Below are 16,777 nucleotides of genomic sequence, written 5' to 3'. Positions count from 1 at the left end.
CTCTCAGGCCGCATGAGACGGGCCCGGACTCCCTGCGGGGGTGCGGGCCCGTTTTCGTTGAAGGAGGATCATCGTGGTACGGCTCCGCCTCGACCTCGCGTACGACGGGACCGACTTCTCCGGCTGGGCCAGGCAGCCGGGGCGCCGTACGGTCCAGGGCGAGATCGAGCAGGCGCTGGGCCGGATCCTGCGCCTCGAAGGGCCCGCCATGCTGACCGTGGCCGGCCGTACCGACGCCGGGGTGCACGCGCGCGGCCAGGTGGCCCACGTGGACGTGCCGGACGGCTCGCTGGCCGAGCTCGACGGCAACCGCGGGCCGCTGGGCGTCGATGAGCGGCTCTCTGCGCTCGTCCGGCGGCTTGGTGGGGTGTTGCCCCCCGATGTACGTGTTTTTCGCGTCTCCGTGGCTCCTGAGGGCTTTGACGCGCGTTTCTCGGCGATGTTCCGGCGGTACGCGTACCGGGTGAGCGACGCGGTGGGCGGCGTGGACCCGCTGCGGCGGCGTGAGGTGGTGTGGCACAACCGGACCCTGGACGTCGGTGCGCTGAACGCGGCGGCGGCGCGGCTGCTCGGTGAGCACGACTTCGCGGCGTTCTGCAAGAAGCGCGAAGGAGCCACCACGATCAGGGAGCTGCAGCGGCTGGAGTGGGTACGCGAGCCCGACGGGCTGCTGGTGGCGACCGTCGTGGCGGACGCGTTCTGCCACTCGATGGTGCGGGCGCTGGTCGGGTCGCTGCTGGCGGCGGGCGACGGCAGCCGGCCCGTGGAGTGGCCGGGTGAGGTGCTGGTGCGGGCCGTACGCGACTCTGGGGTGCACGTCGCGCCCGCGCACGGATTGTGCCTGGAGGAGGTCGGCTACCCGGCGGAGGCGGAGCTCGCCGCGCGGGCCTCGGCCACGCGGCGAGTACGGACGGTGTCTGACCGGCGGGCCGCTCCGCTGGGAGGCTCAGCCCTTGGTGACGCGGCGTTCCAGGACGAGTGAGGTCTGGTCGCGGAGCGCCCCGCTGACCTTGGGGAGCGTCTTGTCCTTCGAGTCGGGCGTGTGGCCGTCGGCGTACGTGGCGTAGCTGAAGACGATGTAACGCCCCCACACCAGGCCGGACGCGTAGCCACCGGCGATGTGCACGCGCTCGCTGCCCGAGCCCGCGGCGCCGGGGAGCGGGCGGAACCAGATGTTGCGTGACAGGTTCTTGGCCCTGTCGGCGGCGGCGGCCGCGTCCTTGTCGGGGAGGACCGCTATGCCCGTGGTGACGGCGTAGCGGCGCTTGCTGTCGACGTAGGTGGCCCTCAGCACGCGGCCGCACTTCTGCTCGCGCAGCGCGTCGGCGAAGGCTCCCACGGCGGCCTTGTCGCAGCTCGTCTCCATGTCGGCCTTGACCCTGGTGAACGTCGTGCCCGCCGCGCTCACCTTCTTCTTCGGGAACGCCTCCGACAGCGACAGCTTCTGCGGGTCGGTCTGCTCGGAGTTGAGGATCGACGTGCCGCCGGGCGCGTCCGAGGGCTGGGCGCCTGAGGGCTCGCCGGACGGCGGCTGCTCGGAGCTCGCCTGCCCGGACGCGCTGGGCCGGGCGGCGGTCGTGGTGGGAGCGGGAGAGCTCACCGCCTGGTAGGCGAAGAAGCCGCCGGTGGCCACCCCGGCCAGTGCGAGGGCGCCCAACGTGACGAACAGGGCGCGCCTGCTCTTTCCGGGCGGTGCGGGCGGCGGGGGCGGGGTCTGGAACGGGGGCTGTTTGAACGCTCCACCTGGGAACGCGGCACCGCCGCCCGGGGGGAGGGACTTCTGGCCCCAGGTGTCCTTGGGGAACGGAAGATCGGGCAGCTTGCTCGCGGCCGGTGGAGTGGGCGGCCAGACGGGTACGTCGCCGGGCTCCGCCGGGTGGACCGGCACGTTCGCGGGATCGGAGAGCGAGACCGGCGGGTGGTCGCGTCCGGCGGTCTTGGGGTCGAAGTAGTGGGCCGGTTGCCTGGTGCTGTGGGGAGACGTCGCGGTGCCCTCCTGGGCGATCGGCCGGGTCTCCTCCTGCGGCGGGGCGACGGGGGCCGACAGTGGAACGCTCCCTCGCCGGACGGGAGGGGCGCTCGCCTGCTTCGGCGGAGGGACGTCGTCCGGCCCGGCGGGGTGCTGGGCGTCCTCCCGCTGCTCCGGTGCGTCGGCTCCTGCCTGGGCGCCGGACGGCTGCTGTTGGGATGCTTCCCGTCGCGCCGCTCCCGGGTTGAAGTAGTGGGCCGGGCGGGTGAAGCCCTCCGGGTTGGTGGCGTTCGAGTCGAAGGGGGTGTCCGGCTCGTCGCTGTCGGGCTCGGCCACCAGCTCGCCCGTGGCGGCGGGCCAGGGCGGCATGGCGTGCGGGTCGCTGATGGGCGCGGGCCACGCCGGCATGCCCGCTGCGGCGGCGGTGAACGCCGGCGGGGGCTCCCAGGGCGGCGCGCCGGGCACGACCGGGTCGGCCGGCGGGCGGGCCGGGCGCGTGGGGCGGCTCGGGTCCGAGAGCGGGATGTACGGCCGTAGCTCGCCCGGGCGGGTGGGCTCGACGTCGTCGGCGAACCAGTCGTACTCCGCGGCGTCGTCTGCCGCGACCTCCCACGGCTGCTTGCCGGGCGGCTCGTCGGGGTCGGGCAGGTTGGGGGGAGGGCCCTGGAAGACGGGGATGGCAGGGGGCTCGCCGGCGCCTGTGGCTCCGCCTGACGGGGCGGACGCGGGCCGGGCGGGGGACGCGTGCGCCGCGTCGTGGGCGGACGCGGACACCGCTTCGTCGCCGGGTCCGCGTACGGCGCGCTCGGCGGGATTGCGGGTGGCGCCGTCGGCAGGGCCGTGTGCCGCGCCACTGTCGGAGGCGCGTGTCACGCCGTCGGCGGCGCCACCTGCCGCCCTGCCGGCGGAGCCATGGGGCGCCCCGTCGGTGGAGCCGCGTGCGACGCGGTCGGCGAGGTTGCGGGTCGCGCCGTCGGCGAGCCCGCGTGTCGCGCCCTCGGCGGAGTCGGGTGGCGACTCGTCGGCAGGCGTGAACGCCGATGGCATGTCTCGCCCGCCGGTCTGCCCGAAGCTCGGCGGTGGCGTCGCTGGGGCGGACGAGCCGTCGGCTTCCCTGCGATCGGGCTCGGACCCGGGTTCCTGGCCACGCATAAGGGGGAGCCTAGCGAGAGCAGCGAGATCGTTATGTCGGTATGAGCGTTCCCAGCGGGATCCGGCATCCCGTTTGGCCGCCTAACGCGCACGAAGCCCGTTTCGCTACTGGGGGCTGCCGGTCAGTGAGCGGTTGTCCAGAGCCTTGAAGACCGTCGCCTTGGTGATGTCGTCGATGGCGGCGAAGAGCTGCTTGGAGCCCTTCTTGTCCGGCTTCGTGCCGTCCTTGTTCTGGAACCAGACCATGATCGCGTAGTGGCCGTGCGTCCAGATCCTGGCCCCGCCGGCCCCCGAACCGAGCTGTTTGGTGACACTGTCCTTGCCTGCCAGCGGCTTCACGTAGTTGCTCGTGCTGCCGACCTTGGCGACCTTGCTGGCGGACTTGCTGCTCTTGAGGTTGGCCACGCCGATCGTGCCGATCACCTTGCCGGCCTTGTCGCGGAAGCTCGCGCGTACGAGCTGGGTGCATTTGCCGGCCTTGAGTGCCTTCTTCAGGGCGTCGCCCAGAGCGCCGTCACTGCACTTCTTGTCCTTGCTGGTGATCGTCATCTCGTACGACCGGCCCGCGACGGTGATCTTCTTCTGCTTGCCGAAGATCTCCTTCACCGTGATCGGCTCGGGATCCGAGGAGCGCTCGGCCGCGAAGCCGTACTTGCCGGGTGGGGCCGACGGGAGCGGCGCCGAGGTCCGGGTCGGGACGGAGGCCTGGGTGGTGGCGGGGTCGTCGGCGTTGAACATCAGCGCGAGGCCGCCGCCGAGCAGGCCGAGCACCGCGAGGCCGCCGAGGGAGAACCACAGCGGGGCGCGCGAGCGCGGACCCTCGTCGTACGGGCTCCAGCCGACCCGGCTCTGTGGCGCCCTCTCGGACTTGCCTTTGGACGCCTTGTCGGCCTTGTCTGCCTTCTTATCCGTCTTGTCCGGCTTGTCAGGCTGGTCGGAGTCGTCGGCGGCGCGTCCCCTGCGGGAGCGACGGCCTCCCTTTGGAGCGTCGGCGTCGGAGGCACCAGGAGCATCAGGGCCGCCGGGCGCACCCGGCTCACCGGGCGCGGTGGGACCGCCCGGACCGCCCGGACCGCCCGGACCATCGGGACCGCCGAAGAAGCCCGGACCGCTGGGACCATCGGGAGCGCCAAAAAAGCCCGGACCGCCGGGACCGCCGGGGGAATCGGGGACGCCCGGACCGTCGGGGAAGCCGGGACCGCCCTGAGCAGGGGGCCCACCCGGATCGGCCGGCGCGCGGCGACGGCCCTGACCACCCTGACCGTTGCCCGCAGGCTGGAACATGCTCCCCATCCCGTAGGGGGCGCCGTTTTCACGTCCTTCGGGAAAACCCATGCGGCGACATTACCGTGATGTTCGTCATCGGGTTCCGAAGTCCTGGGTCCACCACGGCCCGTCGGGGCCTGACGCGACGCCCACGCCGATGGCCTTGAGGCCGCAGTCGAGGATGTTCTTGCGGTGGTCGGGGCTGCCGAGCCAGCCGCTCACCGCCTCTTCAGGGGTGCTGTATCCGGCGCCGATGTTCTCGGCGGCGCCCCAGTGGTACCCGGCGCGCTCCATCCGGTCCCACGGTGACGAGCCGTCGGGGGAGTTGTGGGAGAGCTGCTTGGTGCTCGCCATCTCCAGCGCGTGCGTACGCGCGGAGCGGGTGAGCCCCCCGTCCACCCTGAGCGCCCCGCAGCCGTGCCTGGACCTGGCCGAGTTGGTGAGCGAGACGACCCTGGCCGCCAGGCCGGGCATCGCCTGCACGCCGGTGCTGCCGTCGCTGAGCAGCGCCGGGTTGTCCTGGGTGTTGAACCCGGGGATCTGGCCCTCGGGCGTCTTGGTGGGCCGCGGGGTGGCCCTGTCGCGCGGCACGGTCTTGGTGGTGAGCTTCCTGGGGATCATCTCGGCCTGCTGCTGCGCCTTCTTGGCGGAGGTCGGCGCGGGGTTGGCGGTGGCGGCGGCCGGCGGGGCGGTCTCGTTCAGGAAGACGTGGCGGGCCGGCTCGGCGTCGTCGCTCAGCCGGCCGATCAGTATGCCCGTGAACAGCACGGCCATGAGGCAGGCGAGCACCCCCAGGTGATTCCGGCGCCGAGCGCCCTGCTGGGTTTGCCGGGGGTGAGAGTTCTGCCACATACCGCCGCTAACGATAGGGATGTCTGGTCCTGGGAATGAAGAGGTCCCAGGGAAACGAAACCGAACCGTTCTGCGGTCAGGTAAACTCACACCGGGTTACCGGTCATTTTGACCTGCACGCCTATGGGCGGGTAGCTTAGGTTCGTTGTGTGCATAGGTCCGTGAGACCAATGCGCGGCGCGTCCGGCGTCATCTCCCGTGTTGAGGAGACGGAAGGTCCGGGCCGTCGTGTGCCCGCACCGACCGACCAATGTTAGCTGTCACTTCCGACAGCGCCGAAGACGCGAGCATAAAGAAGGCTACGACCGTGCGCACGTACTCACCGAAGCCCGCCGACGTCCAGCGTCAGTGGTACGTCATCGACGCGACCGATGTCGTGCTGGGCCGGCTGGCCAGCCACGTCGCGACCCTGCTCCGCGGCAAGCACAAGCCGATCTTCGCTCCCCACGTCGACACCGGTGACTTCGTCATCGTCATCAACGCGGACAAGGTCGCGCTCAGTGGCAACAAGCTTGAGCAGAAGAAGGCGTACCGCCACTCGGGCTACCCGGGCGGTCTGCGTTCCGTCACGTACGGCGAGCTCATGGAGAAGCGGCCGGAGAAGGCCGTCGAGAAGGCCGTCAAGGGCATGCTTCCCAAGAACTCCCTCGGCCGGAAGATGGCGAAGAAGCTGAAGGTCTACGCGGGTTCCGAGCACCCGCACCAGGCCCAGCAGCCGGTGCAGTTCCAGATCACCCAGATCGCCCAGTAGTAGTTCGAAAGATTTAGAGGAGAACCGTGGCTGAGCCCACCGGTGTCGAGACGGCCGTCGTCGAGGCCGAGCTGGAGGACTTCTCCGGCGAGGACTTCCCGTCCGAGTACACCACCGAGTCCGCCGCCAGCGCCGACGCGCCCGTCCGCAAGCCCGTCACCACGGGCAACTCGTACGGCACCGGCCGCCGCAAGGAGGCGATCGCCCGCGTGCGCATCGTCCCCGGCACCGGCAAGTGGACGATCAACGGTCGTTCGCTGGACGTCTACTTCCCGAACAAGGTCCACCAGCAGATCGTCAACGAGCCCTTCGTGGTGCTCGGCGCCGAGGAGGCGTTCGACGTCATCGCGCGCATCGACGGCGGTGGCGTGACCGGCCAGGCCGGCGCGCTGCGCATGGGCCTGTCCCGCGCCCTGGCGATCCTGGACGTCGAGGTCAACCGCCCGCCGCTGAAGAAGGCCGGCTTCCTCACCCGTGACGCCCGCGCCACGGAGCGGAAGAAGTACGGCCTCAAGAAGGCCCGCAAGGCTCCGCAGTACAGCAAGCGCTAAGTTGGCGCGCCTCTTCGGCACCGACGGGGTCCGTGGGGTCGCCGGCCGCGACCTCACGGCGCAGCTCGCCATGGACCTCGCGGTCGCGGCGGCTCACGTCCTCGGCGATGCAGGCGCGTTCGCAGCCACCGGGCGCCGACCGGTGGCTGTCGTAGGCCGGGACCCGCGTGCCTCGGGAGAGTTTCTCGAGGCCGCAGTGGTCGCCGGCCTCGCGGCGTCCGGCGTGGACGTGCTACGCCTCGGCGTGCTGCCCACACCTGCCGTCGCCCACCTCACCGCAGCGCTCGGCGCCGACCTCGGCGTCATGCTGTCGGCCTCGCACAATCCGGCGCCTGACAACGGCATCAAGTTCCTGGCGCGTGGCGGCTTCAAGCTGTCCGACGCGGTCGAGGACGAGATCGAGCGGCGCCTGGGCGAGGAGTGGACCTTCCCCGTCGGCTCCGGCGTGGGCCGGGTGCGGGACGCGTACGGTGAGGCCAACCGGTACATCGATCACGTGCTGACCACGATGAACGCCGCCCTCGACGGGCTCGACATCGTGGTCGACTGCGCTCATGGGGCCGCCCACATGGTGGCTCCCGAGGCGCTGGTCCGCGCGGGCGCCAGGGTCGAGGCCATCGGCGCCAGGCCCGACGGCCTCAACATCAACGCGGGCCACGGCTCCACCCACCTGGAGAAGCTCCAGCAGGTGGTCGTGTCGCGCGGGGCCGACCTCGGTGTGGCCTACGACGGTGACGCCGACCGCTGCCTGGCGATCGACCACACGGGCGCGGTCATCGACGGTGACCACATCATGGCCATCCTCGCCGCCGCCATGCACGGCGAGGGCCTGCTGGCCAAGGACACCGTGGTGGCGACCGTGATGTCCAACCTGGGCTTCAAGCTGGCCATGCGCGATGCGGGCATCACCGTGGTGGAGACCGCGGTGGGCGACCGTTACGTGCTGGAGCGCATGAAGTCCGACGGCTTCAACCTCGGCGGCGAGCAGTCGGGCCATGTCATCATGCTCGACCACGCGACCACCGGCGACGGCCTGCTCACCTCGCTCCACCTGCTGGGCGTGGTGGCCAAGTCCGGCGTGCCGCTGAAGGAGCTGGCCTCGGTGATGACGCCGCTGCCGCAGATCCTGATCAACGTCAAGGGCGTGGACAAGGGCAAGGCCGCGGAGCCTGACCTGCTGGCCGCCGTCGCGGAGGCGGAGGCCGAGCTGGGCGAGACGGGCCGGGTCCTGATCAGGCCGAGCGGCACGGAGCCGATGATCCGCGTCATGGTGGAGGCCGCGTCGGAGGAGCACGCCACCCAGGTGGCGGAGCGCCTCGCCGACGTCGTACGCAAGGTCTGCGCCTGAGCGACGCTTCGAACGGCCCGCGGGATGATCCCGCGGGCCGTTCGCCTATTCGTCCCCGGTGAGCGAGAAGACCCGCAGCCGCTGTGCCGCCCAGAGCACGCCGACGACCGTGACGACGATCAGCGCCGGTACGGCGAAGCTCAGCGCGACGTCCGCCTTGATGAAGGTCGAGTCGGAGATCTGTTTGGCTATCGTCTGACCCCACTGCTGGATCGAGAACTTGTGGGCGCCCGGCATGAAGCCGCCGACCACGCTCTCCCAGACGAGGGCATAGATGATGCCGATCGTGACCGCGTGCCGGGTGACGATGCCCAGCAGGAGGAAGACGGCGGCGTACGCGATGCCGGCCACCAGGGCTCCCAGGGCGAAGCCCGGGGCGATGCCGTCCTCGTTGCCGGCCAGGATCCAGGCCGCCAGGTAGGTGGGCACGGCGCCGAACAGGGCCATCAGCGAGACCGCCACGAGGAACTTCGTCTGGACGATGACCGGGCGGGAGATCGGCTTGGACATCAGGTGGATGATCGTGCCGTCGTCGATCTCCGGTGCGATGACGCCGGTGCCGGCGATCACGCCCAGCAAGGGCAGCATGGTGCCGATGGCGAAGATCTGCATCAGGTCGACGGCCATCTTCTGGTCGTTCCCGCCGAGCACGCGGAAGAGCACGGCCAGGCCGATCAGCGCCAAGGGCAACAGGAGCAGCAGGATGATCCGGCGGCGACCGAGTAGCGCCCGGTAGGTGATACCTGCGACAACTGGATTCATCAGGTGCTCCTGGTGATCAGGTAGGCGAAGACGCTCTCCAGGTCTTCGTCCGCGGGGGAGACCTGGTGCAGGTGTACGCCCTCCGCCTGCGCCACCCGGGGGAGCAGCCAGGTGAAGCGGCGGAACTCGGTGGCCTGCACCTCGAGACCGTCGGGACGGAGGGTGATGCCGCCCGTGGACTGGTCGCGCATGAGGGCCGCGGCGAGCTTCCTGTCGTCGCTCGAACGGATCATGAACAGGTGGGGCCTGTCGGTCATCAGCCGCCTGATCTCGCGGAAGTTGCCCGACGCCGCGTGCCGCCCCGCCACCAGGACCTCGATGTGCTGGGCGACCCGTTCGACCTCCTCCAGGATGTGGGAGCTGAACAGGATCGTCTTGCCCGCCGTGCCCATGGCGCGGATCAGGTCCATGAGGTGGAGGCGCTGGCGGGGGTCCATGCCGTTGAAAGGCTCGTCGAGCAGGAGCACCGGCGGGTCGTGGACCAGCGCGGCGGCCACCTTGACGCGCTGGCGCATGCCCTTCGAGTACGTCTCCACGCGCCGGTCCTTCGGCTCCTCCATCTCGACCGTGGCCAGGGCCTTGCGCGCGGCCTCAACAGGGTCGCTCAGCCCGTGGAGGCGGGCGGCGGAGAGGACGAACTGCCAGCCGGTGAGGAAGCCATACACGCCCTCCCGTTCCGGGACCAGGCCGATATTTCGGTAGATGTGATGGTTCTTCCAGACCCGATTCCCGTCCAGCGTGACCGAGCCGCCCGACGGGGCCAGGAAGCCGGCCATCATGTGGAGGAGCGTGGACTTGCCCGCCCCGTTGGGGCCGAGCAGGCCCGTGACGCCGGGGCCGATCGTCATGGTGACGTCGTTGACCGCCACCACGTTGCCGTACCAGCGGGAAACCTGCGAAAGCTCCATCTTCACCGCGAGGCCGCCTTCCTGTAGCGCAGCGCGAGGGCGGCCAGGGCGAGTGCCACCAGCACCACGACGGTCGCCGCCGAGGCCGGGCCACTCGGGTAGGCGGCGCTCTCGATGGAGTGCGGCGGGGTGCCGAACAGCCAGGACTGTAGGGAGTCCACCAACCAGAACGGGTTGGCCAGCCAGGCCCAGGCGGCCGCGGACTCGTAGCCGGAGGAGGAGAGCATCCCGTACATCAACGGCACCGACGCCACCGACAGCAGGTAGACGACGATCACCGAGGCCACCCCGAGCCCGCGCCGCGGCGTGAAGGAGGCCAGCGCCAGCCCGAACGCCGACAGCAGCAGCGCCAGCACCAGCGCCATGAGCACCGCGCCCAGGTACTCGCCGGTGGCCGGCGATCCGGGCATGTCCACCACCAGCTCGCCGACGTAGATCAACGTCAGGGGTACCGCCACCAGCAGGAAGAGCGCCAGGGTCATCGCCGCGACCTTGGCGCCCACGTACTCGGCGATCGAGACCGGACGCGAGAGGTAGAGCGGCAGCACGCGGTAGCGCAGGTCGGGGGCGACCACGGTGGGCGCCTGGGAGGCCAGGAAGACCGCCACCACGGCCTGCATGATGACGGCGAAGCCGCTGTACGGCAGGATGCGCTGCTGGGCCAGGGCCATCGTCGCGATGGCCACGACGGCCGGCAGCAGCATGATGACGAAGAGGGAGAACGGCATGATCTTGCTGCGGGCCGTGCGCCCGAGGCCGAAGATGCCGCGCAGGCTGTGCACGGTGAGCGCCCTGGTCGCGTAGGCGCGGCCGAGCCGGGGGCCGTCGTAGTGGCGGTAGCCGATGTCGTAGATCTCAGACACCCGCGACCTCCTCCCTGAAGACGTCCTCGATGCGGTGGCGTCCCTGTTCGAGGCGGATGAGGCAGAGGTCCAGGTCGACGGTGGCGTCCCTGATCGCGTCGAACGTCTCCTGGCCGAGCACCTTGACGACCAGCAGGCGGCCCTGCCGCGAGACGGCCTGCCCAGCCTCGGTCAGGCGGGCGGCCAGCGGCTCCAGGCCGTCCTCGACCTCGACCGTGACGGTCTGCGTGGCCTGGGTGAACTCGCCGATGGCGGACGAGCGCAGCAGCCGCCCGGCGTCGATGACGATCACGTGGTCGCAGATCCGCTCCAGCTCGCCCAGCAGGTGGGAGGTGACCAGCACGCTGATGCCGAACTCGGTGCCGATGCGCCTGATCAGCGTCAGCATCTCGTCGCGGCCGCGGGGGTCGAGGCCGTTGGTGGGCTCGTCGAGGAAGATCAGCTTGGGGTCGTGCACCAGAGCCTGGGCCAGCTTGACGCGCTGCTTCATGCCCGTGGAGTAGCCTCCGACGGCGCGGTAGCGCTCTTCTGCCAGGCCGACGTGGCGCAGCACGTCGGCAGCGCGCTCGCGGGCGGCCGTGCGCGGCAGGCCGGACATCTGTGCGAGGTGGACGACCAGCTCGGTGGCGGAGACGTCGGGCGGGAGACACTCATGCTCGGGCATGTAGCCGACGAGCCTGCGGATCTCGGCGCCCTGCGCGGTCACGTCCAGATCGAGCACCTTGGCGCTGCCGCTGGTGGGCGGCAGCAGGCCGAGCAGGATCTTGATCAGTGTCGACTTGCCCGCGCCGTTCGCCCCAACCAGACCGGTGACCCCGGGTCCCACGGTGACCGTGAGCTGATCGACCGCGGTGACGGTGGGGAAGCGTTTGGTCAGCCCCTCGGTGGCGAGGATGTGCATGTGCCCGACCGTACCGCCGGGACGGGGCCGCCGCCTCGTTCAGACGGATGAACGCCGTCCTACTTGAGGCCAGAATTTCCGCTGCACCAGCAGCGTGCCGGTGCCCGCGATGACCATGCCGAGGATGTTGACCGCGAGCTGCGACGCCGAACCGGAGACCTCCTCCCAGTCGCCCAGCGCCAGCGCGACGGCCACGAAGCCGGCCGCGGGCACCGTGGTGACCGAGATGAAGACGCCGACCAGGGCCGACGACTTGCCCGCCGTGATCGACAGCACCCCGGCCGCGCCGGCCAGCAGCGCCACGATGAACGACCACCGGTCCGGCTTGACGATGAACTGGACCTCCTCGTGCCCACTGAGAGGGCCGTGGTCGATCCAGCCGAGCCAGTTGGAGACCAGCGCGCAGGCGAACGTGACCGCGATCGCGATCGTGAAGCCGACGACCAGCGTCCTGAACGAGGAGACGACCAGGTGCCACCTGCGGTGCAGCAGGCCGAAGCAGATGGCCGCGACCGCGCCGAACTCCGGCCCGAGCACCATCGCGCCGACGATCAGGATGGGCGAGTTCTGCAGCACGCCGATGCCCGCGAGCTGGGTGGCGATGGCCAGGAACGTGAGGTACGCCCACGTGATGCGGGAGTCGGCGTGCACCTTGTGCGCCAGCTCCTCCCACACCACGGCGTCGTCGGGATCGCCGGGGGCCTCGTCCACCGCGTCGTCCGCCGCCCTGGACAGCGAGAAATCGACCTGCTCGATGGCGATGGAGCCCTCCGTCTCCACCCACTTGAGCCGGCCCAGCACCTCGTTCGCCGACTCGCGCGCGGCGTCGCACAGGATCACGTCGCCGGCGGGCTCGCGGGCCGCGCCGGGCAGGACGACGATGTTGGTGACGCCTGGGCAGTCCTCCAACACCGCCGTCGCCTCTTCTGTGCGGGTGGCGGGGCTGATCAGTCGGAGATGCAACACGGACACATTGTGGTCCATGCGGCGTTGATACCGGTCAGGTCTGGCGGAGGCGTACTCGTCTGACCGAGTGGTCGGCGCCCTTCTGGAGCACGAGGTCGGCGCGGCCCCGGGTGGGGGCGATGTTCTCGACCAGGTTGCGCTCGTTGATGTCGCGCCAGACGTTGACGGCGAAGTCGGTGGCCTCCTCGTACGAAAGCTCCGCGATGTACCGGAAGTACGACTTGGGGTCCTCGAAGGCGGTGCGGCGGAGCTTGTGGAAGCGGTCGACGTACCAGGTGCGGATGTCCTCGACCTTGGCGTCCACGTAGATCGAGAAGTCGAAGTAGTCGTTGACCGCGAGGGAGGTGGGCGGGGCCGGTTGGAGGACGTTGAGCCCTTCGATGATCAAGATATCCGGATTTTTCACGACCTGGGTGGCGCCGGGGACGATGTCGTACTCCAGGTGGCTGTAGACCGGCGCGCGGACCTCCGCCGACCCCGCCTTCACCTCGGCCACGAACCTGACCAGCGCCCTGCGGTCATAGCTCTCCGGGAAGCCCTTGCGGTGCATGATGCCCTTGGACTCCAGCACCGCGTTCGGGTAGAGGAAGCTGTCGGTGGTGACCAGCTCCACGTGCGGGTGCTCGGGCCAGCGGGCCAGCAGCGTGTGCAGCAGCCGCGCCGTCGTCGACTTGCCCACCGCGACGCTGCCCGCGATGCCGAGGACGTACGGCACGCGCTGCTCGGGATGCCCGAGAAAGGCGCTCAGCACGCTGCTGCGCTGCTTGGACCCGGTGAAGTGCAGATTGAGCAGCCGGGTGAGGGGGAGGTAGATGTCGGTGACCTCGGTGAGATCGATGGGATCGTCGAGGCCGCGAAGCTCTTCCAGCTCGTCTGCGGTGAGAGTCAAGGGCGTGTTCTTGCGGAGCTCGCTCCACTGCTCCCTGCTCAGTTCCACGTAGCCGTTGTTCACCTAGGCAGCGTAGCGATGGGGGACAAACCGGATCATGGGCGGGGCGCTCCCCGCGTGATCCACAGCCTGTGGATAAAGACGTGGGATTACCGAGACTGTGTTCGGGGAAGGAAGACTCGCTTTGGCGAATGACGTATGTGAGGATGCGCCGGCGGCTACTGTTCGAGGCTGGGAGGTCTCATGGACCGTCGTCGCTTCATCGCCAATGTGATCGCCGTCGCCGGGCCTTTCGCCGGGGTGGCCTGCGCGGGAGCGCAGGGCGGCGTCAAGCCGGTGCCGGGGTACGGACGGCTGCGGCCCACGGCCGACCTGCGTGACGGGAAGGTGCGCCTGCACCTGCCCGACGGGTTCCGGTACCGCTCGTTCAGCGCCGCGGGCGAGAGGTTCAGCGACGGCTCGGCCGTGCCGGGCAGGCACGACGGCATGGCGGCGTTCTCCGGGCCGGACGGCAGCGCCATCCTGATCCGCAACCACGAGGTCAACGGCCCGGTCGGCGCGTTCGGCGACAAGGAGAAGGCGTACGACCCGATGGCCGGCGGCGGCACCTCGACGCTGCGCGTCAGCCGGTTCGGCGAGGTGATCCAGAGCGCTCCCTCGCTGAACGGCACCATGATGAACTGCTCGGGCGGCCCCATGGCATGGCGGGCCTGGGTGAGCTGCGAGGAGACGGTCAACGGCCCCGACGTGGCCGACGACTTCTCCGGCGGTGACAACTCCAAGCTCACGCGGAAGCACGGCTACATCTTCGAGGTGCCGGTCGGCCGCGCCGCGACCGCCAGGCCGATCAAGTCAGCCGGCCGGTTCCCGCACGAGTCCGTGGCGTTCGACCCCTCGACGGGCGCGCTCTACATGACCGAGGACAACTTCTCCTTCCCCTCCGGGTTCTACCGTTACCTGCCGCCGAAGCACCCCGTACAGGCCGGGCGGCTGCTCGACGGCGGCAGGCTGCAGATGCTCGCCGTCAAGGGCGCCAAGCGCAAGGACCTGTCCGTCGGGCAGCGCGCGGGGACGACGTACGAGACCGTCTGGGTGGACATCGACGAACCCGACCCGGCCTTCACCGGCAGGCCGGCCTACGACGAGGCCGTACAGGCCGTGGGCAAGCAGGGGCGCGAGGCGGGCGCGGCCGTCTTCTCCAGGCTGGAGGGCGCCGTCTTCCACCAGGGCGTCGTCTACTTCGTCTCCACCCAGGGCGGTGACACCGCGCCGGGCGACACGCCGCCGTCCGGGTTCGGGAAGGGGCGGGGGCAGGTCTGGGCGTACGAGACGTGGAGCGGGCGGCTGAAGCTCGTCTACGAGTCGCCGCGCTCGGCCACGCTCGACCTGCCGGACAACGTGACCGCCAGCAAGCGCGGCACGCTCGTGCTCTGCGAGGACGGCGACGGCGACAACTACCTCCGCGGGCTCACCAAGTCGGGCGAGATCTTCGACTTCTGCCGCCTGGAGCCGATCTCGGGCGATCCCGGGGCGGAGTTCGCGGGCTCGACGTTCGGGCCCGACGGCCACACGCTGTACGTCAACGTGCAGGCCAAGCAGGGCAGGTCGTTCGCCATCTGGGGTCCGTGGGAGCGCGGCCTGTTCTGAGTACGCTGGGGTGATGATCCTGGGCATCGGTGTGGACGTCGTGGACATCGCCCGCTTCGAGGCGACGCTGGAGCGCACGCCGAAGCTCAGGGAGCGGCTGTTCACCGAGGGCGAGCGCGGGCTGCCGGTGCAGTCGCTGGCGGCCAGGTTCGCCGCCAAGGAGGCCGTCGCCAAGGCGCTCGGCGCGCCGGCGGGGCTGGACCACCGGGAGGCCGAGGTCCGCCGCGACGAGGACGGCAGGCCGGAGCTGCGGATCACCGGCCGGGCCGCCGAGGTCGCCTACGACCTCGGGGTGAAGCGGTGGCACATCTCGCTCAGCCACGACGCGGGGGTGGCCGTGGCCTATGTGATCGCGGAGGGATAGCTTCGGATCATGCGCGCGAGGGAGTGCCGGGCGACCGGGCAGCCGAACGGAGTGAGGCCATGAAGACCGCCTACACCGCCGACCAGATCCGGGGCGCCGAGCACGAGCTGATGGCGCGGCTGCCCGAGGGCACGCTCATGCAGCGGGCCGCCGCCGGGCTCGCCGCCGTCTGCGCCGACCTCTTGGGCAAGGTGTACGGCACACGCGTCGTGCTCCTCGTCGGCAGCGGCGACAACGGCGGCGACGCGCTCTACGCGGGCGAGCGCCTGGCCAGGCGCGGTGCCCGGGTGGGCGCGATCCTGGCCGGGTCCAAGACGCACGAGGCCGGGCTGGCCGCGTTCCGGCAGGCCGGTGGACGGGTCGTCGACCGGGACTCGCTGGAGGGGGCGGACCTGATCGTCGACGGGCTCGTCGGGATCGGGGCCTCGGGGGCGCTGCGGGAGCCGTACAGGGAGCTGGTGGAGGAGGCGAACGCGGTCCGCGGCCCGATCGTGGCGGTGGACGTGCCCAGCGGCGTGGACGCGAGCAGCGGGCGGGTGGAGGGCACGGCGGTGCGGGCCCGCGTGACCGTGACCATGGGGGCGTACAAGACGGGCCTGCTCGTCGATCCGGGCGCCGAGTACGCGGGGCGGGTCGAGCTGGTGGACATCGGGCTCGGGGCGTACCTGCCCGATCCCGACGTCGCGGCGCTGGGCTCCGCCGACGTGGACGTCCTGCTGCCGCGGCCGGGCAACGAGTCGGACAAGTACCGCAGGGGCGTGCTCGGCGTCGCGGCCGGCAGCGACCTGTTCACCGGCGCCGCCGTGCTGGCCGTGGGCGGCGCGTTGCGGGCCGGGGCGGGCATGGTGCGGTACGTCGGGCCCGGCGAGCCGGTCACGCAGGTGCGTTCGCACTGGCCCGAGGCGGTGATCACCGAGCTGGACCGGCCGTCGATCGACGACGTGGGCCGGGTGCAGGCGTGGGTGCTCGGGCCAGGACTGGGCACCGGGGAGTGGGCGCACGAGCTGGCCGCCGCCGTGCTCGCCACCAACGTGCCCGTGCTGATCGACGCCGACGGGCTGACGCTGGTGTCCCGGGACCGGGCGCTGCTGCGGCGGTCCGCGCCTGTCCTGATCACGCCGCACGCCGGGGAGCTGGCACGGCTCCTCCGCGCCGACCGCGACGCCATCGAGTCGTCCCGGCTGGAGCACGCCCGGCGGGCCGCCGGCGAGCTGGGGGTGACCGTGCTGCTCAAGGGGTCCACGACGGTGGTGGCCGAGGAGTCCCGGCCGGTGCGGGTGAACCCCACGGGGACGTCCTGGCTGGCCACCGGAGGGACCGGCGACGTGCTGGCGGGGGTGGCAGGGGCGCTGCTCGCCCAGGGGGCGAGCTGTTACGACGCGGGGTCGTGCGGGGCGTTCCTGCACGGGCTCGCGGGCCGCCTCGCCGCCGACGGCGCGCCGCTGACCGCAGCCGACGTGGCCTCCGCCGTCCCCGCGGCCATCCGCGCGGTGAGCGCCGGAGGAAGTCGTCCGTCAAGGGGTGAGTCAGGGGTACGAATCGCGCTCGACCACGTGCGTGAGCTGCCACACTAGAAGGATGTACTCCC

16 protein-coding genes are annotated in these 16,777 nt (G+C 70.9%); 7 read left to right on the top strand and 9 right to left on the bottom strand.

The window, feature by feature from the left end; genetic code table 11:
* Nucleotides 1-73 precede the first annotated feature (73 nt).
* Nucleotides 74-982, top strand: a complete 909-nt coding sequence (gene truA / locus AB0H84_RS40380) for a tRNA pseudouridine(38-40) synthase TruA (protein ID WP_357616899.1) — start codon at nucleotides 74-76, stop codon at nucleotides 980-982.
* On the opposite strand, the gene AB0H84_RS40375 is transcribed toward truA, so the two are convergent.
* The 3 genes from AB0H84_RS40375 to AB0H84_RS40365 form a co-directional block, all read right to left on the bottom strand.
* Nucleotides 947-3,016, bottom strand: a complete 2,070-nt coding sequence (locus AB0H84_RS40375) for a hypothetical protein (RefSeq protein WP_357616897.1) — start codon at nucleotides 3,014-3,016, stop codon at nucleotides 947-949. The genes truA and AB0H84_RS40375 overlap by 36 nt on opposite strands.
* 210 nt (nucleotides 3,017-3,226) lie before the next feature.
* Nucleotides 3,227-4,405 (bottom strand): hypothetical protein, encoded by a 1,179-nt coding sequence (locus AB0H84_RS40370; RefSeq protein ID WP_357616895.1) that lies wholly within the window; start codon nucleotides 4,403-4,405, stop codon nucleotides 3,227-3,229.
* A gap of 75 nt (nucleotides 4,406-4,480) precedes the next feature.
* Nucleotides 4,481-5,239, bottom strand: a complete 759-nt coding sequence (locus AB0H84_RS40365) for a CAP domain-containing protein (protein ID WP_357616893.1) — start codon at nucleotides 5,237-5,239, stop codon at nucleotides 4,481-4,483.
* A 307-nt stretch (nucleotides 5,240-5,546) separates the two neighbouring features.
* On the opposite strand from AB0H84_RS40365, the gene rplM reads away from it, so the two are divergent.
* From rplM to glmM, 3 genes are read left to right on the top strand one after another with little or no spacing between them, the layout of a single operon-like run.
* Nucleotides 5,547-5,990, top strand: coding sequence for a 50S ribosomal protein L13 (gene rplM / locus AB0H84_RS40360; protein ID WP_357616891.1), 444 nt, complete (start codon nucleotides 5,547-5,549; stop codon nucleotides 5,988-5,990).
* A 26-nt stretch (nucleotides 5,991-6,016) separates the two neighbouring features.
* Nucleotides 6,017-6,541, top strand: a complete 525-nt coding sequence (gene rpsI, locus AB0H84_RS40355; RefSeq protein ID WP_357616889.1) for a 30S ribosomal protein S9 — start codon at nucleotides 6,017-6,019, stop codon at nucleotides 6,539-6,541.
* 1 nt (nucleotide 6,542) lies between these two features.
* On the top strand, nucleotides 6,543-7,889 hold the full coding sequence (gene glmM, locus AB0H84_RS40350) for a phosphoglucosamine mutase (protein WP_357616887.1): 1,347 nt from the start codon (nucleotides 6,543-6,545) through the stop codon (nucleotides 7,887-7,889).
* A 45-nt stretch (nucleotides 7,890-7,934) separates the two neighbouring features.
* Here glmM and AB0H84_RS40345 read toward each other — a convergent pair whose 3' ends face one another.
* The 6 genes from AB0H84_RS40345 to coaA are packed head-to-tail and all read right to left on the bottom strand — an operon-like array spanning nucleotide 7,935 to nucleotide 13,226.
* Entirely contained in the window at nucleotides 7,935-8,651 is a 717-nt protein-coding gene (locus tag AB0H84_RS40345; protein ID WP_357616886.1) for an ABC transporter permease subunit, read from the bottom strand.
* Nucleotides 8,651-9,565: an ABC transporter ATP-binding protein gene (locus AB0H84_RS40340; RefSeq protein ID WP_357616884.1), complete on the bottom strand. Its 915-nt coding sequence runs from the start codon at nucleotides 9,563-9,565 to the stop codon at nucleotides 8,651-8,653. The genes AB0H84_RS40345 and AB0H84_RS40340 overlap by 1 nt, the downstream gene beginning before the upstream one ends.
* Entirely contained in the window at nucleotides 9,562-10,422 is an 861-nt protein-coding gene (locus tag AB0H84_RS40335) for an ABC transporter permease (RefSeq protein WP_357616882.1), read from the bottom strand. Before AB0H84_RS40335 ends, AB0H84_RS40340 begins: the two co-directional genes overlap by 4 nt.
* Entirely contained in the window at nucleotides 10,415-11,323 is a 909-nt protein-coding gene (locus AB0H84_RS40330) for an ABC transporter ATP-binding protein (RefSeq protein WP_357616880.1), read from the bottom strand. Before AB0H84_RS40330 ends, AB0H84_RS40335 begins: the two co-directional genes overlap by 8 nt.
* A gap of 39 nt (nucleotides 11,324-11,362) precedes the next feature.
* Nucleotides 11,363-12,289, bottom strand: a complete 927-nt coding sequence (locus AB0H84_RS40325) for a DUF389 domain-containing protein (RefSeq protein WP_357616878.1) — start codon at nucleotides 12,287-12,289, stop codon at nucleotides 11,363-11,365.
* Nucleotides 12,290-12,323: 34 nt separating this feature from the next.
* Nucleotides 12,324-13,226 carry a type I pantothenate kinase gene (coaA, locus tag AB0H84_RS40320; protein WP_357616940.1) on the bottom strand — a complete coding sequence of 301 codons (903 nt, stop codon included), beginning with the start codon at nucleotides 13,224-13,226 and terminating at the stop codon, nucleotides 12,324-12,326.
* A gap of 195 nt (nucleotides 13,227-13,421) precedes the next feature.
* Here coaA and AB0H84_RS40315 point away from each other — a divergent pair, with 195 nt between their 5' ends.
* From AB0H84_RS40315 to AB0H84_RS40305, 3 genes are read left to right on the top strand one after another with little or no spacing between them, the layout of a single operon-like run.
* Nucleotides 13,422-14,825, top strand: coding sequence for an alkaline phosphatase PhoX (locus AB0H84_RS40315; protein ID WP_357616876.1), 1,404 nt, complete (start codon nucleotides 13,422-13,424; stop codon nucleotides 14,823-14,825).
* A 13-nt stretch (nucleotides 14,826-14,838) separates the two neighbouring features.
* The gene (locus tag AB0H84_RS40310) at nucleotides 14,839-15,189 is read left to right on the top strand and encodes a holo-ACP synthase (RefSeq protein ID WP_357616874.1); all 351 of its coding nucleotides are present in this window, start codon (nucleotides 14,839-14,841) and stop codon (nucleotides 15,187-15,189) included.
* A 59-nt stretch (nucleotides 15,190-15,248) separates the two neighbouring features.
* Entirely contained in the window at nucleotides 15,249-16,763 is a 1,515-nt protein-coding gene (locus tag AB0H84_RS40305; protein WP_357616872.1) for an NAD(P)H-hydrate dehydratase, read from the top strand.
* The last annotated feature ends 14 nt before the right edge of the window (nucleotides 16,764-16,777 follow it).

Origin of the sequence: Nonomuraea sp. NPDC050786 (assembly GCF_040654115.1) — a bacterium.
Taxonomy (GTDB): Bacteria; Actinomycetota; Actinomycetes; order Streptosporangiales; family Streptosporangiaceae; genus Nonomuraea.
This window is presented reverse-complemented; position numbering and strand designations above follow the sequence as displayed.

What these genes read in the sequence shown, in the direction of transcription:
- AB0H84_RS40370 (WP_357616895.1), bottom strand. Translation starts at nt 4,405, where the DNA reads ATGTTCCAGCCTGCGGGCAACGGTCAGGGTGGTCAGGGCCGTCGCCGC.
- AB0H84_RS40345 (WP_357616886.1), bottom strand. Translation starts at nt 8,651, where the DNA reads ATGAATCCAGTTGTCGCAGGTATCACCTACCGGGCGCTACTCGGTCGC.
- AB0H84_RS40365 (WP_357616893.1), bottom strand. Translation starts at nt 5,239, where the DNA reads ATGTGGCAGAACTCTCACCCCCGGCAAACCCAGCAGGGCGCTCGGCGC.
- AB0H84_RS40310 (WP_357616874.1), top strand. Translation starts at nt 14,839, where the DNA reads ATGATCCTGGGCATCGGTGTGGACGTCGTGGACATCGCCCGCTTCGAG.
- AB0H84_RS40330 (WP_357616880.1), bottom strand. Translation starts at nt 11,323, where the DNA reads ATGCACATCCTCGCCACCGAGGGGCTGACCAAACGCTTCCCCACCGTC.
- AB0H84_RS40315 (WP_357616876.1), top strand. Translation starts at nt 13,422, where the DNA reads ATGGACCGTCGTCGCTTCATCGCCAATGTGATCGCCGTCGCCGGGCCT.
- AB0H84_RS40375 (WP_357616897.1), bottom strand. Translation starts at nt 3,016, where the DNA reads ATGCCATCGGCGTTCACGCCTGCCGACGAGTCGCCACCCGACTCCGCC.
- AB0H84_RS40305 (WP_357616872.1), top strand. Translation starts at nt 15,249, where the DNA reads ATGAAGACCGCCTACACCGCCGACCAGATCCGGGGCGCCGAGCACGAG.